Annotated in this window: 17 protein-coding genes; 9 read left to right on the top strand and 8 right to left on the bottom strand. The window is 36.9% G+C overall.

Annotated features, from left to right (window positions below; all coding sequences use genetic code 11):
* Positions 1-105: 105 nt before the first annotated feature.
* Positions 106-495: a hypothetical protein gene (locus tag IPI65_18260; protein ID MBK7443370.1), complete on the bottom strand. Its 390-nt coding sequence runs from the start codon at positions 493-495 to the stop codon at positions 106-108.
* 526 nt (positions 496-1,021) lie between these two features.
* Here IPI65_18260 and IPI65_18255 point away from each other — a divergent pair.
* The 6 genes from IPI65_18255 (at position 1,022) to IPI65_18230 (ending at position 8,090) form a co-directional block, all read left to right on the top strand.
* Positions 1,022-3,253: an MMPL family transporter gene (locus IPI65_18255; protein ID MBK7443369.1), complete on the top strand. Its 2,232-nt coding sequence runs from the start codon at positions 1,022-1,024 to the stop codon at positions 3,251-3,253.
* A gap of 68 nt (positions 3,254-3,321) precedes the next feature.
* Complete coding sequence (locus IPI65_18250; GenBank protein MBK7443368.1) at positions 3,322-4,254, top strand: hypothetical protein; 933 nt, start codon at positions 3,322-3,324, stop codon at positions 4,252-4,254.
* 181 nt (positions 4,255-4,435) lie between these two features.
* Complete coding sequence (locus IPI65_18245) at positions 4,436-5,959, top strand: multicopper oxidase family protein (protein ID MBK7443367.1); 1,524 nt, start codon at positions 4,436-4,438, stop codon at positions 5,957-5,959.
* A gap of 151 nt (positions 5,960-6,110) precedes the next feature.
* Positions 6,111-6,311 carry a hypothetical protein gene (locus IPI65_18240; GenBank protein ID MBK7443366.1) on the top strand — a complete coding sequence of 67 codons (201 nt, stop codon included), beginning with the start codon at positions 6,111-6,113 and terminating at the stop codon, positions 6,309-6,311.
* Positions 6,312-6,343: 32 nt separating this feature from the next.
* Positions 6,344-7,513 (top strand): CapA family protein, encoded by a 1,170-nt coding sequence (locus tag IPI65_18235; GenBank protein ID MBK7443365.1) that lies wholly within the window; start codon positions 6,344-6,346, stop codon positions 7,511-7,513.
* A 28-nt stretch (positions 7,514-7,541) separates the two neighbouring features.
* A complete protein-coding gene (locus IPI65_18230) occupies positions 7,542-8,090 on the top strand; it encodes a DUF4294 domain-containing protein (protein MBK7443364.1) in 549 nt (182 codons plus the stop codon).
* Between the two features lie 6 nt (positions 8,091-8,096).
* Here the strand turns inward: IPI65_18230 and IPI65_18225 are convergent, their stop codons facing one another.
* The 7 genes from IPI65_18225 to miaB form a co-directional block, all read right to left on the bottom strand.
* A complete protein-coding gene (locus IPI65_18225) occupies positions 8,097-9,362 on the bottom strand; it encodes a PKD domain-containing protein (protein ID MBK7443363.1) in 1,266 nt (421 codons plus the stop codon).
* 125 nt (positions 9,363-9,487) lie between these two features.
* Positions 9,488-9,874, bottom strand: a complete 387-nt coding sequence (secG, locus tag IPI65_18220) for a preprotein translocase subunit SecG (GenBank protein MBK7443362.1) — start codon at positions 9,872-9,874, stop codon at positions 9,488-9,490.
* A gap of 1 nt (position 9,875) precedes the next feature.
* A complete protein-coding gene (locus IPI65_18215) occupies positions 9,876-10,172 on the bottom strand; it encodes a hypothetical protein (GenBank protein ID MBK7443361.1) in 297 nt (98 codons plus the stop codon).
* A 106-nt stretch (positions 10,173-10,278) separates the two neighbouring features.
* On the bottom strand, positions 10,279-11,097 hold the full coding sequence (locus IPI65_18210; protein ID MBK7443360.1) for a hypothetical protein: 819 nt from the start codon (positions 11,095-11,097) through the stop codon (positions 10,279-10,281).
* Positions 11,097-11,609, bottom strand: coding sequence for an LptE family protein (locus IPI65_18205; GenBank protein ID MBK7443359.1), 513 nt, complete (start codon positions 11,607-11,609; stop codon positions 11,097-11,099). Before IPI65_18205 ends, IPI65_18210 begins: the two co-directional genes overlap by 1 nt.
* Entirely contained in the window at positions 11,602-12,831 is a 1,230-nt protein-coding gene (locus IPI65_18200; GenBank protein ID MBK7443358.1) for a sigma-54-dependent Fis family transcriptional regulator, read from the bottom strand. The genes IPI65_18205 and IPI65_18200 overlap by 8 nt, the downstream gene beginning before the upstream one ends.
* A 20-nt stretch (positions 12,832-12,851) precedes the next feature.
* Positions 12,852-14,285, bottom strand: coding sequence for a tRNA (N6-isopentenyl adenosine(37)-C2)-methylthiotransferase MiaB (gene miaB, locus IPI65_18195; protein ID MBK7443357.1), 1,434 nt, complete (start codon positions 14,283-14,285; stop codon positions 12,852-12,854).
* A gap of 66 nt (positions 14,286-14,351) precedes the next feature.
* Here miaB and IPI65_18190 point away from each other — a divergent pair, with 66 nt between their 5' ends.
* The 3 genes from IPI65_18190 (at position 14,352) to IPI65_18180 (ending at position 18,134) form a co-directional block, all read left to right on the top strand.
* Positions 14,352-15,827, top strand: coding sequence for a hypothetical protein (locus IPI65_18190; GenBank protein ID MBK7443356.1), 1,476 nt, complete (start codon positions 14,352-14,354; stop codon positions 15,825-15,827).
* Positions 15,828-15,927: 100 nt separating this feature from the next.
* Positions 15,928-17,541 carry a S26 family signal peptidase gene (locus tag IPI65_18185; protein MBK7443355.1) on the top strand — a complete coding sequence of 538 codons (1,614 nt, stop codon included), beginning with the start codon at positions 15,928-15,930 and terminating at the stop codon, positions 17,539-17,541.
* A 5-nt stretch (positions 17,542-17,546) separates the two neighbouring features.
* Positions 17,547-18,134 carry a hypothetical protein gene (locus IPI65_18180; GenBank protein ID MBK7443354.1) on the top strand — a complete coding sequence of 196 codons (588 nt, stop codon included), beginning with the start codon at positions 17,547-17,549 and terminating at the stop codon, positions 18,132-18,134.
* The last annotated feature ends 19 nt before the right edge of the window (positions 18,135-18,153 follow it).

Here is an 18,153-nt window from a genome sequence, read left to right as displayed (position 1 = left end):
TTGGGCCGTGACTGTATAAGAACTCAAAAAGATAATCGCTATTAGAATCGAAACAAAGTAGCTTTTGCTTTGCATTTCAAGTAAAATTTATTTGTAAATAATTGGTTATTGGTTCACGACAGACTGAATCTGGCGATAGCGGTCAGCAACTTTGATAAAGTAGGCATTGTATTCAGCAACACCCCAACCACGCGGATCGGTAGATTCTAATCGTAATTGAACAGTAGCTTCTTTTTTGGCAACATCTACTGAAAAAGTAATGAGATTGTCTCTGCAGAGGAGGAAAAATCGTTCTGCGGCTGCGTCATCTTTGAAACCCATGGTAGCAATTGAGAAGGTGTATTCTGCTACTAAAGGTTCGGTAATGTCAAGGGTAATAACATTTTCTCCGTTTATGGCGGCACTACCTTTGGCAGGGGCTTGAGCCCATGTGGTAAAGGTTACAGCCGAAACAAGGAGGAGAGAAAACGCAAGCTTTTGTAATAATTGCTTCATAAGCATGTTTCGTTTTTATTGTTTGCAAAAATTAATTCCTTATAAAGGTATGTATTGGTTACAAATTATACAAATTTTTAGTGTGCAGTTATGAACAATGTCACAAATATTGACATTAGTTAAAGACAGTTCCAAACCTTTTAACGTATATAGGGCGAATATAATCATCAATTTTATGCCTGTAAAGCAACGATTTTTAATTTACAATAGTCTGACATTCGAGCTTCCGCCCATACAAAATGTGTTGTCCGCTTCCGCCGGGAACATCTCCATTTTTTATCTGCTCATAACTGTCCATTTTACTGTGCTGCTGATAATACGGTCGGCAACCCAAATTGTTTGCACTTATGCACATCTAAAAACAAAATATTAAGTAAACGCATACCAAATTTGAAGCTTATCATGCAATCATTTCTCAAAGAGCCGATTTTAGTTAACAATTTACATGTTACTGGTAATGCCAGTATATGCTTTAACCCAAACATTTTTATAAAGTAGTATGAATATCTGGAAACTTGTAGCGGCTATGAAACCAAAATATGCATTAGGCATATTTGCAATTTTGGTGGGTTTATCGGTTTATTTTACTTTCCAACTTAAGTTTTCATATGATTATGAAGATTTTTTTCCAAAGGGAGATAAAGACCTGGACTTTTATTATTTATTCAGAGAAAAATTTGAACATGATGACAATTTTTTATTGGTAGGATTTAAACCCGAAACCGGTATTTTTAATCAAGATTTTTTGGTTCGTTTAGACAGTGCTACAAAAAAAATAAATCGGATTAATGAGGCGGAAAGGGTGTATTCGATAACTAATTTTAATTATGTAATTAAATCGCCTTTTGGTTTTGTTGATTATCCTGCTTTACACATTAATGAACCTGAACGTTATGAAAATGACAGTTCGCGGTTAACATTAGATGAACGTATTACCGGTAAATTAATTTCGGAAGATTTTACCACAACAGTCATTATGGTAAAAACAAATGATACACTTTCGCAAGCCGAATCTGAACATCTTGTTAATGCCGTGCATGATATCATGCGAACCGAAAATTTAAAAGATTATCATTTATTGGGTAAATCAAATTTCCAGGTAGAATTAATTAAAATACAACAAAAAGAATTTACCTTATATGCATTACTTAGTTTTTTGCTTGTCGGGTTAGTCACATACTTGATGTTCAGGAAATTCTGGTGTGTTTTTGTGGCCATGTTAACTGTTGGTGTAGCCTTGATTGTATTCACCGGAATCTTAGGTGCATCTGGCATTGAACAGAATGTTATGAGCACATTATTTCCAATAGTAATCATTATTGTCGGCATATCGGATGCAGTACATTTTATTGGAAAATACATCGTAGAATTAAGAAAAAACAGTAATAAAAACATTGCATTATATCGCACGTTATCAGACATTGGGTTTGCCACATTTTTAACTGCAGTTACCTCAGCAATCGGGTTTGCCACGATGTTAACATCTAATGTGCCGCCAATACAATTTTTCGGAATTTTATCCGGCCTTGGTGTATTAATTGTATACGTAGTTGTTTTATTTTTTATCAGCCCTTTATTAAAATTATTTTCACTTGAGCAATTAGACAGTAATAAAGTAAAGGAAACAAAAAACTGGAATCAGTTTCTGGAATTTATTTATCAATCGGGTAAAAATTATCCGCGACGTATATTATTTATCAGCAGCGTAGTCTTGTTAATTTTTACATATGGCATTACACAAATTAGCACCGATATACATTTGGAAGCAGGTATGCCGGAAAACCAAACCGTGACCCGTGATTTTCATTTCTTTGAAGCTAATTTTAACGGATTTCGCCCAATGGAAATTGCAGCAGTTGCTCAACCCGGATATCAAATTACTGATGCTACCGTTTTGCAGGAAATTAATAAGGTTGAAAATTATGTAAAACAATTTGATATTGTTAACGGCTTACAAAGTGTAACCATGATTTACAAAAGTATGAATCGTGCTTATAATGGTGATAATCCTGCCGAATATGTTTTGCCGGAAGATACCAATACCATTAACCGATATACCAGGGATTTGTCGAAAGTGAAATTAACAGAAATGAATTTATTGATTTCTGAAGATAAAAAATATGGTCGGTTAAGTTCATTTTTAAGTGATGCAGGTACTGACAGTATAAGAGTTGTTCAGGAATCGATTCGCAATTTTATTGATACAAAAACAGATAAAAATAAGGTGCAGTTTACGATAACCGGAACCGGAATCATTTTCGATAAAAACACCCAATATTTGCGCAGTAATATTATCAGTGGGGTATTGCTTGCATTTTTATGTATCGGCATTGTAATGGCGTTTATGTTTAGAGACTGGAAAATGGTTGTAATCAGTATCATTCCGAATGTAATTCCACTTGCCGTATGTGCCGGAATAATGGGATTACTCAAGATAGAACTCGATGCGCCAACCTCAATAATATTTGGTATTTCTTATGGTATTGCTGTAGATGACACCATACATTTTCTATCGAAATTCAAAATCGAGCGACAAAAAGGTTACGATGTAGAAACGGCTATTCGCAATACTTTTGAAGAAACGGGAAAGGCTGTGTTTATTATGTCGGTGATATTGTTTTTTGGTTTTATGATTTTGATGCTCTCTCCCACTGCGGCAACCTTTAATATTGGGTTATTGACGGGGATTACACTGTTTTCTGCAGTATGGCCTGATGTATATTTATTGCCAATAATGTTGAGAAAATGGATGAAATAATTAGTAACAAAGTAGCTTAATATGTAATTACATTTTCAATTTCATCAGCTATCTTTACCCAATAAGCGATGAAAAACAAAACAAGGCTTTTTGCTTACACGGGAACACTTATTGTGATATTAACATTAAGTGCCTGCAATAAAGATGTGCGTACATTTAATGATATCCACTTCAGTTTCGAATTTGATGCAACACAGGAGCGCTTGGATAATTTAGGCAACCCATCAACTGTTCCGGCAGGTCATGCTACACAAACACCGGATTTCAAATTATTGAGCGTTCATTATATCGAACTTTCAGCGGATGAATTCACACCATTTAAGGATGGCACTGTATTATATCTCGCACCTGAAACCGAGGCAGGTGGTGATGGTGCAATTGATTTTGATTCATCACTTGTAGCTGAAGCCGGTGCTGATTTCTTAAAAATAAATCTCGAGCGATTGGTACCCGGTACTTATGAATATGTTAGAGTATCCGTTGCTTATCAGCAGTATACTGTAAATTACAATGTAAATAATATTCCAATAATTGGAAACCTGCCTGATCAGTCAGGAACGATAGCTTCTTTTATCGGCTACAGAACTTATATCCGCGACCTTAACATAGAAAATCTTACAACACCGATCTATGCAAATAAGAGTCAGGGCTTTTGGGGCTTTGAAACACTATTTACAGGCGATTTGGCCGATTATAATGCCATCTATACCGGTCAGTCCCCGGCAGGTGCAACTACAGTTGTTAATCCTATTGATGCAACCTCACCCGTTCCTGCAGGCTCTTGTGTAATAACCGGCAGGTTTGCTGAACCACTTGTGATTAATGGTGATGAAACCGGTGAATTATATATTACATTTTCGTTTTCCATAAATGAAAGTTTTGAGTGGGTTGATACTAATGGAAATGGAGCATGGGATATAGATGCAGCAAATGCCGAAAATACAGAACAGGTAACTGATATGGGATTACGTGGATTAATTCCAAATTGGGAATGGAAGTAAGAAATAATTATCAACAAGAGTTAAAAACTTTTAACATTCAAATAAAATATTATCTTAGCCCCACGTTTTGTGACCAAACTAACAACAGCCAACTTGTAAGTTTATTTTTAAAATGTTTTCCCATTATTGCACAACACAAAACATTATCTGATAAGTTTAACCAAAAAAATAACGAAAGAAGATGAACAGAAGATCATTTTTAAGAAACACCCTTGCAGGAACGGCTGCGGTTGCTGTAACTCCGGCTGCCTTTTTAGCAAGTTGTGGTGAAATTGTTCCCCCTGCTACAGTATTTGCGGTTGGCGGACTTGAAGTTCCAGCCCCGCCATTTACCAATGAGTTTAGAACTTTAAACGTAAATTCGGCATCAAGCGCAACGATAACAGCCTCTAAAAATCTATTGACACTGATTGGTATTACAGAAACGTTCTGTTTTGGATATAATGCTGACAGTATTTGGGGACCAACATTAAAAATTACAAAGGGTAATACTGCAAACATTACTTTAACCAATAATATTAACGAAACTACTAACCTGAATTTCCGCGGATTAACGTTAGATGCAAGTGTATCTGACAGCGTTGAAACAGGATTAGAAAACGGCGGTTCAAAAACATACAACTTTACGGTGAATAATCGTGCCGGTTTGTATATGTATCAGCCGCACTATCAAAAATCTGCAGGTTACCAGACAAATCTTGGTTTGGGTGGATTTTTCCTTGTTGAGGATAGCGAAGAATCATCATTAAACTTACCGGAAGGCGAATTAAAATCTACTACAATTATTGTTTCTGATAAACGTTTCAACGATCAGAATCAGATGTATTACGGACCAAATCCGGGCGAACAAATGGCCGGTTTCTTTGGTGGAACGATATTAGTTAACGGTGTTCAGGGACCATTTAAAAATGTTTCTACAAGAATTCATCGTTTACGTATTGCCAATGGCAGTAATGCAAGAATATTCAACTTTGGTTTAACTGATATTGCAACAAATGCAGATGTTCCATTCCGCATTATAGGTGGTGATTGTGGTTTATTAAAAACTACCGGTGGTGATATTACAACCATTTTATTGGCTCCGGGTGAACGTGTAGATACATTAGTTGACTTATCTGCTATGGCAGAAGGCACTGAGATTATGTTGAACAGCCGTTCGTTTACAGGTGGTGGAGACTACCAGGGAACGCTTGGGTTTGATATCATGAAATTTGTAATCACACTTGCTGAAACTGAAACATATTCTATTCCGGACAGCCTTTCAGATGTTACTACCTTAACTGAAGGTGATGTAACGGGCGAAACCCGCAATTTAAATATCAGCAATGGCAATATCACACAGGATGAAGCTGAACAAAACACTGCAAGCATGCATGTTATCAGCGGTGAAACATATGATGCCGGAACAGTAAATTATACAGTTACTGCCGGAACAACCGAAAAATGGGTATTTAACAATACAGATGGTAAAGAACCTCGTGCAATGCATATTCAGGGTGTTCAATTCCAGATTTTATCACGCGAAGGTGGCCGTGGAACTACCAAAATTTGGGAACGTTCATGGAAAGACACCGTGTTGATGTTACCTGGTGAAACCGTTACCTGTCTTGTTCCTTTCACTGTTGCTCCGGGTAAATACAACGTTGTTTGTACTAACCTCGAAAATTCAGATTCAGGATTGATGCATACTATTGAAGTCGTATAATTGTCATGATTATATGATTATCAGGAAACCCGCCTTGTGCGGGTTTTTTTATTGTTATGACGTATAAATTACACAGAATCACAATATAAACACTTGCAAATTGCGTTTTGTGGTATAATTTATTACCTTAGAAACACCAAAAACCTCTTTTATGCTGTCAAAACAAATCGTACGCCCATTAAAATACACCATGTTATTATGCATGATGTTTGTTGCAAATTTGACATTAAAATCGCAATCACATGGTGATGGAGACATGACTCAATTTTATATTGTTTCCATTGTTTTTGTTGTTTTGATAGTTGGAGGAGTGCTTTCATTTTTTGTTACCAATAAAAAGAAAAGAGATTGAAGTTCATCCTATTTTTGTCCTCAAATAAAAATATGATGCGTTTCTTATTTCTTCTGCTGGTGATACCTTGTTTTGGTATGCAATCCACTTGCGGAAGCTCCGGTTCTGTTGTAATTGCTAATACTGACACAATTCCCAAGTCAGATTCACTTGTGCAATTTACCATATCCTCTGTTGGCGATTTGATGTGTCACAGTACCCAATTTAATTATGCCCGCGTTGGTGAGGATACCTTTCACTTTGAACCATGTTTTGAATATATATTGCCCTGGTTACAAAAGCCGGATTTATTGCTAGGCAATCTCGAGACTACACTGGCAGGTAACTCGAAACCTTATTCAGGCTACCCTTATTTTAATACGCCTGATGATTATGTAATTGCATTAAAAAACATTGGATTTGATTTTATCATAACGGCTAATAATCACAGTAATGATAATGGTGAAAAGGCAATACTCAGAACACTTGATGTATTGCATGATTTAAATCTGCCAACTACAGGAACCTTTAAATCAGCAAAAGACCGTGATTCAATCAGGATCATGGATGTTAAAGGTGTAAAAGTTGGTATAGTTGCCTTCTCCTACTCTACTAACGGCAATCCGCTTGCTGAAGGAAAACCATATCTGGTTAATTTATGCGACTCTGCATTAATTGCAAAAGATATTGCCGCTAGCAGAAAAGCAGGAGCTGAACTGGTTATTGTATTTTATCATTTTGGAGAAGAATATCAGCGTTTACCAAATGCTTATCAGCAAAATTTCGTAAATTATGCAGTAGCATGTGGGGCAGATTTAATTTTAGGAAGTCACCCGCATGTTTTGCAGCCTGCCGATTTTTTCAAAGGGGTAAACAGTACTTTAGATACCGGATTTGTTGCTTATTCGATGGGTAATTTTATCAGCAATCAACAGGATGAGTATACAGATGAGGGTGTGGTTTTTAATATCCATCTGGAAAAAAACCTCAACACGAATTCTATCAAAATAGTATCAGTAGATTATGTTCCAACGTGGGTATATAAAGGTAAAAACGACGCGAAAAAACTGCATGTCGTATTTCCGGTTTTTAATGCACAGGATAGCAGTTTACCGGAATTTGTAAATAAGTATTATGCAGATGAAGTTTTGAAGGCTATAACCCATACTGCAGCTACAATGAGCACCTATACCGATAAGATTAAACCTGTTGTAATTAAATGATTAGCATACTATTTGTATAACACACATTATGAAATCGATTATTTCAAGCTTGTTATTCCTATTTTCTGTTCAGATGGTATCTGCACAAATTGGCAACCCCTTTAAAGGAGAAGAGGCAGATACTGTTTATTATATGCAGCTCGATTCATTTACCGTTACGGCCCGTCCTTTAAAAAACTACAATTATTCCAAATATGAAAATATTGTCATAAAAGTTTATCCCTATGCTGATTCAGCAGTACAATATATCAGGCAATTAGAGCAGTTGAAATTTGAAAAAAGGAAAGATGAAAAGGAATATAAAAAAGAGCTGGAAGATAAATTGCGTGCAACATTTGAAGACAAATTAAAAAATTTGACGCGCTCGCAGGGAGAAGTTTTAATTGATATTATTGAACGCAATACCAATCGTTCGATGTATGATATTTTAAAAGAATATAAAAGTGGCAGTTCTGCATTTTGGTGGAATAGTTTAAGTAAAGCTTATGGTTATGATTTAAAAGATAAATACAATCCGGATAATAATCCGACTTTAGAAGGCATTATTCAGGCTTACGAGAAAAAACACAAAAAATAACTGAATTTATAATTTTATAAATCCTGTTGTATTTACCACTATTCCTTGTTCATCTCTAAATACTAATAAATAGCTACCCGATTGCCATCCTTCCAATGGGTATGATACCGAATTTGCCTGCAGTGGAAAATCTAATATTTTAGTCCCGGTGTAGTTGTAAATTTCACATTGAATTTTAAAGTAATTATCTACCTGAAACGATAAAATTGAATGAACAGGGTTAGCTACTAAATTAACTTTGAATTCAGGATTATTATCTGCAATTGCAAGTGTTGCAGTTGTTATTGTTTTATAGGAAGAATCAATCAACCCGCAACGCATCGCATATAATCCAATATTGTATGAGCCGGGAGCAGGATAAGTGTGTGTCGGATTAACTTCAACAGATTCAGTGCCATCGCCAAATTTCCATAAATAGCTGTCAGCATTCGTGGAGTAATTTGAAAATTCAGCATAGACTCCACTGTTGTAAAAGTCGAATTCAGACTTCGGTAAATAATCGTAAACGTGCCAAACTTCAAGGCTATCGAAAACAACTGCTTGTGCTGCATTTTTTATAGCAGTAGCATCTGTTGAAGATAAAGTGCCATTATAAATTATTGAATTTGGGTCTTTCTGAAACAGTAGACTGTAAAATGTTATTGCTGCTGCATAGGTACCTGCAGATGATGGATGGCTCATATCAGCATTATATAGTTCGATTTCAGGATGATTGTCGCGTATATAATGCCAAACCTGTCCAACGGGAGATAAAAGTGCATCATTATCCTCAGCCATCATCCTATAACGGAGGTTCAGCAGACTATCCATACCCGAATACGTGCAAACCGGTGGCCAGAAAGGGCAATTGCCGGCATCTCCTTCTTTTCTTCCCCAGGTCATAAAAAACACCGTTTCTGTGCATGCATTCGCTGCAATAATTGAATCGTTCAGAATTGTCGCAAATGGAAAACATTCCGTTTCTACCTGATCGATAGGGAAAGATGGAATTTGGCTTTGTTCCTGCAGCACCACATAATCCCATGTTCCGGTTGCTATTTTTGATAAAGTAGTAGTATTGGTTGAATGGAGTTCGAATGTATATCCACCCGGAGCATTACTGTCAAAAATCACTTCGTCGCCCATAGATGCAGCCACGTTAGCTAATTCCTGAGGCAGATTATTAGTATAAACATAGCTGTTGCCTATAAAAAGCACTCGTTTAGTAACAGATTGAGCGGCAACGAAAAGCGTTATAAAGCAAAATGCGAGGGTAAAAACGGTTCGAATCATGATTAAAATTAACGATATCGGTCAATTTTAAGGTTGAATTTGAATAGTGGGGGCAGAAAATGACAAAAAAAGGGCAAAAAAAAAGCTGATACCGGTTGAGTATCAGCTTTTTGAATAACTTTTTATTAATTACTTTGAGGATCAGCAACCGGTTGTTCGCCACCTTCAGGCTGAGTTTCAATAGGTTGAGCATTAGGATCTTCTGTGTTTTGGATTACACCTTGAGTAGCTGCTGAACGATCAGCTTCAGTTCCAATTCCACCACCCTGATTTTCAGCACTTTGTGTAGGTTTTACGGCAACAGCAGATAAACATAGTGTAAACACAATGATTACCAGTGCCCATGTAATTTTTTCGATATCGTCGGTTGTTCTTTTGTAACCAAAAATCTGATTGGCAGTTCCACCAAATGAACCACTTAATCCACCACCTTTAGGGTTTTGAATTAACACTACAAGACCAAGCAACACAGCTGCAATGATTGCAATAATTATAATGATTGTAAATAACATATTATTTGATTCGTTTTTTTATCTGATCAATTAAGGCTGCAAAATAATCGCTTTTTTGGGGTTTTAGCAAACTTAATTTCATATACATGTCCACTGCCTTATGGTATTTACCCTGCATAGTGAGTATTCTGGCATACGTTTCTGTAACGAGATGTTCATCTGCCTGCAAGCTTTTACGTGCGAGTTCTCCTGCAACTATTTCGTCTATAACCTTCTCCTGGCGGGCTTCTTCGAGGGGCATACCAGCTATGGGCGATGCCTGCAAATATTTTCGGACAGGCATATTTGCCGCCTTCATTTCCACCATTTTCCCCTTTGTTGGGCTGCCCAATCTATTTAACCAACCAATAAAAGAATCTTCAAAAACTGTGTCATTTACCTGTTCTTCTACCGGTTTGAGAATGTTAATTTTGATTTTTTCTTCCTCTGCGAGGGTTCCCCAATTCCGTTTCTATATCGTAACCCGGCATCTCAAAAATGGGCTCATCATCCATCATTTCCATTTGTTCTTCAGCTTCAAGATATATTTCACCTTCAGTTTCGTTGATCAGATTTTCTACTAGTTCGTCAGTTTTGCGGGTTTCTTCTTCTAGTAACATTTCATCTTCCGTTTCAACCGGTAGTTCTTCAACCAATTCCTGTGTTACAGGTTCCATTTCCGGTATACTTTCAATCATTTCTTCCAAAACAGCTTCTGCTTCTGTTTGAACTTCCGCAATTTGCTCCGGTTCCGGTTCAATATCAGTTATTAAAACGGGTATTTCCAATGCTTTTTCTTCAACAGGTTCCTCAAATGGCTGTTCCTGAACATCTTGTAATAGTTCAACTGATTCAATAATATCGTTAATTTCCATAACAGGCTCATTATGATCCTCTTGTGGTATGAATATTTCTTGCTCAACAATTGGTGCTTCTGCACTTACATGTTCTTGAACCATTGTAACAACGCTTTCCGGTTCATCCATACCTGCCGGAATTGCAACAGGAGTAATTACTTTTTCGATAAACTGATACAACACATTTCTATCGTAAATAGCAACTGCAGCCTTTTTGAGTTGTTGTTCAAAGGAAGGCGCCTGCATTTCACGCAATTTTTTAGCATAAAGCACCTGGGCAACCTGACAATACGGATATCGTTCGCTGATGCCTTTTACGTCGGCAACAGGAATATCCATGATATTGGCATGGTCGTTAATTATGCTATTGAACTCTTCCTGAAACATTACCAGTTTTGCGTTAGTTTTTGATAAATATCATCTGCCAGTTGTTCTGACAATTTTGGCAACAAATCACCTTCTACCTGTGAAAGCGTTTTTGTGCTTTCAAAATCTTCATATCGCATAAACGTTTGATTCCAGTTTTCCGTTTCATTTTTACGGCTGATAAAATCTACTTTTATGGTGATACTTAAGCGGTTAAGCGCTGTTGTTTCGGTTCCTGTCGGGGCTATTGGCGTACTTTCATACTTCACAATAGCGCCACTCAATTCCCAATCGCCTCCATTATCGGCTAAAGTTAAATCAGATTCCCGTAAAAATTTATCTTTTAAAGCTTCCGTAAAGGTTTGGCTTAAAGCCGGCGCCACCAAAGCTGCCTGATTAGGGAAATAATTGATCGTTAATGTTTTTACATCAAGTGGAATTTTTGCGCCACTTAATGAAACATTACACGTTGCGGATATCAATGATAAACAACACATTAAAAGGAAACCGTATGTAATGGTGGTTTTATTCATCGATATTATATTCTTTTATTTTTCTATACAATGTTCGTTCCGAAATACCCAAATCGAGTGCAGCATCTTTTCTTTTTCCTTTGTGTTTATTCAATGCCTTCATTATCAGTTCTTTTTCTTTGTCGATTAACGATAATGATTCTTCAACAATTTCGTGCGACTGGGTATTATTGTGGTTAATTAGAACAGGTTGTTTATTAATAATTTCAGTTGGCATTTGCGGAACTAAGGTTTGCAAATCATTTTGTTGTTCAAAAAAATCTGCATTTACCTGCCCGTCGGTTTTTAACTGATTCGCTTCAGCCATGTGCAGCACAAATTGTTTTAAATCGTTCAGGTCTTTTTTCATATCAAAAAGTACCTTGTATAACAATTCGCGTTCACTTAATTCATTACCATTTTTTCCGGAGGTTATCATCGGTAGTGATGCTTGCCTGTTATGCGGAATAAAATGTAATAAATCGGCAGCCGTTACCTGTTTATCTGAACTTAAAACGGAAACCTGTTCGGCAATATTTTTTAATTCGCGGATATTACCGGGCCATGGATAATTTTTTAATAATTCAACTGCATCCGTATCGAGAATGATTGATGGTGTTCGGTATTTTTCTGAAAAATCGCTGGTGAATTTTCGGAATAATAAAAAGATATCTTCTTTACGTTCACGCAAAGCAGGGACAGTAATTGGCACGGTGTTTAACCGATAAAATAAATCTTCACGGAATTTTCCTTCGCTGATTAATTTATGCAAATCAACATTCGTTGCTGCAACAACACGCACATCTGTTTTTTGTGTTTTAGATGAACCGACACGAATAAATTCTCCGCTTTCTAAAACCCTTAACAACCTGGCTTGCGTGCCTATTGGCAATTCACCAACTTCATCTAAAAATATTGTTCCACCGGTAACGGTTTCAAAATATCCTTTTCTATCGTCCAACGCATTGGTAAATGAACCTTTCACGTGACCGAATAATTCTGAATCAATGGTTCCTTCCGGAATTGCACCGCAGTTTACGGCAATAAAAGGACCATGTTTACGTGTTGAATATTGATGAATAATCTGAGAAAAAATTTCCTTCCCTACCCCACTTTCACCTGTAATTAAAACGGTAAGATTTGTTGGTGCAACACGCGATGCGATACTTAATGCATAATTAAGTTCAGGTGCATTGCCTATAATGCCAAATCGTTGTTTTATCGATTGAATTTCGTCTGCCATTCTATTTGTGCTTTTTCACTTTAAACCATTACTCCAATTAATGTTGCAGAAGTAGCGCTGGTTATTTTCACATTGACGTAATCGCCTGATTTAATATTTTCTGCAGGGAATACAACCATTTTATTCTGGTCGTTTCTGCCACACATATCTTTTTCGGAACGTTTTGATCGTTTCTCAACTAATATTCGGAATGTTTTACCGATATCAGCCTGATTGCGGGCTGCAGAATGTTTTGTTTGTAATTGAATGATTTCGTTTAAACGACGAATTTTTACTTCATGCGGAATATCATCAGCATATTTTCTTGCAGCTAAAGTGCCGGGACGTTCGCTGTAAAAAAACATATATGCCATATCATACTGCACCATTTCCATCAAACTTAAAGTGTCCTGATGTTCTTCTTCAGTTTCAGAGCAAAATCCGGTAATAACATCGGTTGACAAACCACAATCCGGAACAATACGACGAATTGCATCAATACGGTTTAGATACCATTCGCGGTCATAAGTGCGATTCATTAATTCTAACACTCTTGAATTTCCTGATTGAACAGGTAAGTGAATATAATTACAGATGTTATCGTATTTAGCCATGGCATATAATACTTCATCGGTAATATCTTTTGGATGTGAAGTTGAAAAACGAACGCGTAGTTCAGGTGCAACCTCTGCAACCATGGTTAATAATTGTGCAAAATTGATGGTATTACCCGTTTCAGGGTTTTCCCATTTGTATGAATCTACATTTTGACCTAAAAGTGTAACCTCTTTATAACCACGTTCAAATAATTCGCGTGCTTCTGCTTCAATTGAAAATGCATTTCTGCTGCGTTCGCGACCTCGAGTAAATGGCACCACACAAAATGAACACATATTGTCGCAACCACGCATAATGGAAATAAAAGCAGTTACCCCATTTGAATCGAGGCGTAAGGGACTAATATCACTATAAGTTTCTTCCCGACTTAATAATACGTTTACAGCTTTTTGACCATCATCGGCGCTGCTAACCAAAGCCGGTAAATCGCGATAAGCATCAGGGCCACAAACAATATCTACTAATTTTTCTTCTTCTAATAAATCAGCCTTTAAACGTTCAGCCATACAACCCAGCATGCCAATAAGCGCATCCGGTTTATTTTTTTTCACCGATTTAAGTTCTTTGAGTCGGTTGCGCACACGTTGTTCAGCATTATCGCGAATGGCGCAGGTATTCAACAAAATCAAATCCGCCTCTTCATGGTTTTTTGTCAGCCCAAACCCATGTTCAAATAATATAGAAGCAACAATTTCACTATCGCTAAAATTCATCTGACAGCCATAACTTTCTATATAGAATTTCTTGGCAGAAGCGGCTTTTTCCATCTCCTCACTACCTAGAGCTTCACCCTGACGAAACTCTTCCAATGGCTTATTTAACTCTAATCCTTCCAGTGTTGGATTATTATCGTACATTTCTCCTTAAGTTTGGTGCAAATTTACTCAATATACTGTCAACTTGTCACAATTTTACCCTACAACTTGAAAATTAACGAGCAAAAGGACCGGTTATCTTTACAGCGATTACTTACCTCTCCGGAAACAGTAATTCGGGCCACTATTTTGTTCGTGTGTATGTTCAACGCAAGTTTACTGGGTTTGCCGTTTTTTGGAGATCATGTTACGCTTATAAGTATTCCTGCCAGCGACTATTACAGCAGTGGTTTTCATTCAATATGGCTTCCTGAAGGGCATGCAACCGGTCACCCGCCTTTTTACGCAATGTTAACTGCTCTATGCTGGACTGTTTTTGGTAAAAGTTTGTTGATTTCACACTTGCTTACGCTGGTTTTTTCATTGGTTTTAGTGGCACAATATGCCCGTTTAACTAAGCAGATGGCAGAGCCGCGTATGCGTTCATTAGCCCTCATTTTATTGTTGGCCAACCCTGTTTTTCTTGCCCAAATGGCTGCCATGAGCATTGATGTGTTTTTGACAGCTGTGTTTTTATGGGGAATAAATGTGATTCACAGCAGGAAAAAAGCTCACCTCGTTGTTGTTTGCATTTTGTTGACTATCAGCAGTTTACGTGGATTTATGTTGGTGGCAATTTTGTTTTTTTATGATTGGTATTATCACAAATATACACTTAAGTTACTGATAATCAATAGTTTATATTATCTACTTGCGGGTTTACCGGTAGCCATATATTTCATCTTGCAATATAAACATACCGGATGGTGGCTGGTGCCTACAGATGGGAATTGGAGTGCAGGTCGCCAATTTTTGGATAAAACGACCATCTTCCCCAAAATTTTTGAATTTGGGTTCCGGTTTATAGAATTTGGGATGCTGATACCGATGGTGGTATTGGTTTACAATGGATTTAAAAATTATCAAACGTATCGTTTGAACCACAAGGCTGTGCTCATACTAATCGGTCTTGGCGTTTTTGCTTTGTTTATCCTGCCGTTTCAAAATCCGGTTTTGATTCGATATCTGCTACCCATGCAATTGCTTGTGCTGTTGTTATTCAGCGAAATTGTCATGTATTTCAAAAATCGGATGCTTCGCAAAATAGCTATTGGCGTGACCCTCATCATGATGATTGCACAACATTTCGTGGTATATCCCGAATCGAAGCACAGTGCATGGGCTTATAATTGGGGAGATGGATCATTGGCGCATCTCTCCTATTTTACATTCCGAACTGCTTGTCACGACTACGTTGTAGCCAATAATATTCCGGATGACAGCATATATGCAGGATTTCCTGATTACAAACCGTTTGCATACACAGACCTTGTTAATGATACGATTGCATACTCCGGCAGCGATTTAAACTGCAGCAGGTATATTATACTGAGTAATGTAATGAATGGTATTCCTTATTGGGAAAAGGAGCAAATTCGCACCCAGGCAAAAGAAGTCCGCCGATGGTCGCGCTACCCTATTGAGTATGTTTTATATGAAAATACAAGCTTGCACACCAAATACAATGATGCGGTTTGTAAATGACAGTTCACAAAATTGCTGTTAATCGAATAAAAGCTACTATTCATCGAAAACATATAGTTTTGTGCCACTTAGTTCAATTTCTTTACATAAAAAATTATAGATGGAAAGTATTATTCCTATTGGGTATTGGATTTTCTTTATTTTTTCGATAGTAGGAACCCTGGTTGGTTTGTATAAATTATTTGAAAAAGCCGGCGAGGCAGGATGGAAAGCACTTGTTCCATTTTATAATGCATATATCTGTGTTAAAATAACCGGAAAAAAAATGAGCTGGTTTATCATGTTAATGATACCGGTTTTAAATGTGGTTGTTTGGTTATTAATGGCAAATGAAATTTCAAAAGTATTCGGTAAAGATTCATTTTGGGGATATGTTGGATCGATGATGATTCCTTATATCTATTTCTTAAAACTTGGTTTTGATAAAGATGTAAAATATATCGGTCCGCATGAATCTGCTAAAAAAAGTGCAGCACGTGAATGGGGCGATGCAATTGCATTTGCTGTTGTTGCTGCTACATTAATTCGCACCTTCTTTTTTGAAGCATATACTATTCCTACCACATCAATGGAGAGCACGCTAAAAGCGGGTGACTTTTTATTTGTGAGTAAGTTTCATTACGGTGCAAGATTTCCAATCACGCCATTAGCATTTCCATTTGCTCATCACACAATGCCGATTACGGGGACAAAAGCATTTTCTGATAAAGTGCAATTACCCTATATGCGTTTTCCGGGCATTGAAAAAATACATCGCAACAGCCCTGTGGTATTTAATTTCCCTGAAGGCGATACCGTTTATCTCCCCAACCAAACCAACAGTTATTATTCGTTATTAATGAATGATGCGAGAAGAATGCAGGCTTATGATAAAGCGAATAATAATGTTGAGAAACCATACGGATATTATTTTAATTATATGCGCACACAATATCAGCAAAGTGGCGATTTAGCTTATCGTCCGGTTGATAAACGCGATAACTATATTAAACGTTGTGTGGGTTTACCGGGTGATTCTATTCAGGTTAGTGATGGTGTGTTATATGTAAATGGCAAGAAGGCATTTATTGCTGAACATCAACAAAAATCGTATGATATTAAATTCAAAGAAAATATTAATGTTTTATCAGCGGGTAATATTTTAACCGATATGAAACTCAATCCAATGGATTTTCAGGATACGGTGATGATGGGAAAAAATTTAGTGCTGACAGCAAATATGAGTATTGCCGATGCAGCAGCACTGGGTAAAAACAAAGCTGTGGAAAGTGTATCATTAAATCATTACGACAGACTACGTTATGGTGATTTTGCGTTATTTCCACATAATCCGAAAGGTATGCCAAATTCTGTTGATGATTTTTCAGCAATCTGGATTCCTAAAAAGGGAGCAACTGTAGAAATAACCCCGGAAAGTTATTATGCTTACAAACGTATTATTGAAGTGTATGAGCACAATAATGTTTCGCGTGATAAAAAAGGATTTGTTTACATAGATGGCAAAAAAATTACATCTTATACCTTTAAACAAAACTATTACTGGATGATGGGTGATAACCGCCATCGTTCATATGATTCACGTTATTGGGGTTATGTACCTGAAGACCATATTGTAGGCAAACCATTATTAGTTTGGTTTAGCTGGGATAAAAATTTACCGTTGCTGAAACGAATTGGTTCGATTCGAACAGACCGGATGTTTAAATTTATTTAAAGCACATGAAAAAAATAACCATTTTATTGCCCGCATTATTTTTATTAACTGTATTAATCGGTTGCAAAAGTGATGCGGGTGATGAAGCGGATACCAATACAACTACCGATACTTTAGGTAGTGCAACTGATACGAATACCGATTTGGAAAACATAATTGAATCGGAATCCACGCCGGCCCATTACACGGAAAAACCGGATGGTAAAAAAAGTATTCACAACGATCGTTTTGGATTTAGTTTTGAATTACCTGAGGGATTTACTGCAACTGATAAAAGTAATAATGGAGATGGTTATTTTATTACGAACGGCGATGCTGGAACAGATTTAAGAATTTACGGCAGCAATTTAAAAGGCAATGAACTGGCAGCAGAAATGGAATTAAGCACCTGTGAACGCACAGAGTCATACCGGTTTGGAAATGGTTATCCCGGAACTTTATGTTTTCAAAGTGGTGATAAATATTATTATTACGACACACCAAATACCAGGGTAATATTTTATGTGCATGCTCCAAAAATCTGGATGGAACGCAACGACAAAATTATTGATGGTATTGCAAAAAGTCTGGTTGTTGGCGAACAGGGATTTTAGTTTATTTTCCAATCTAATT

This window comes from Bacteroidota bacterium, from assembly GCA_016706255.1.
Classification (GTDB): domain Bacteria; phylum Bacteroidota; class Bacteroidia; order Chitinophagales; family BACL12; genus UBA7236.
The sequence above is the reverse complement of the archived record's forward strand: the minus strand, read 5'-3'. Positions and strand labels throughout refer to the sequence as shown.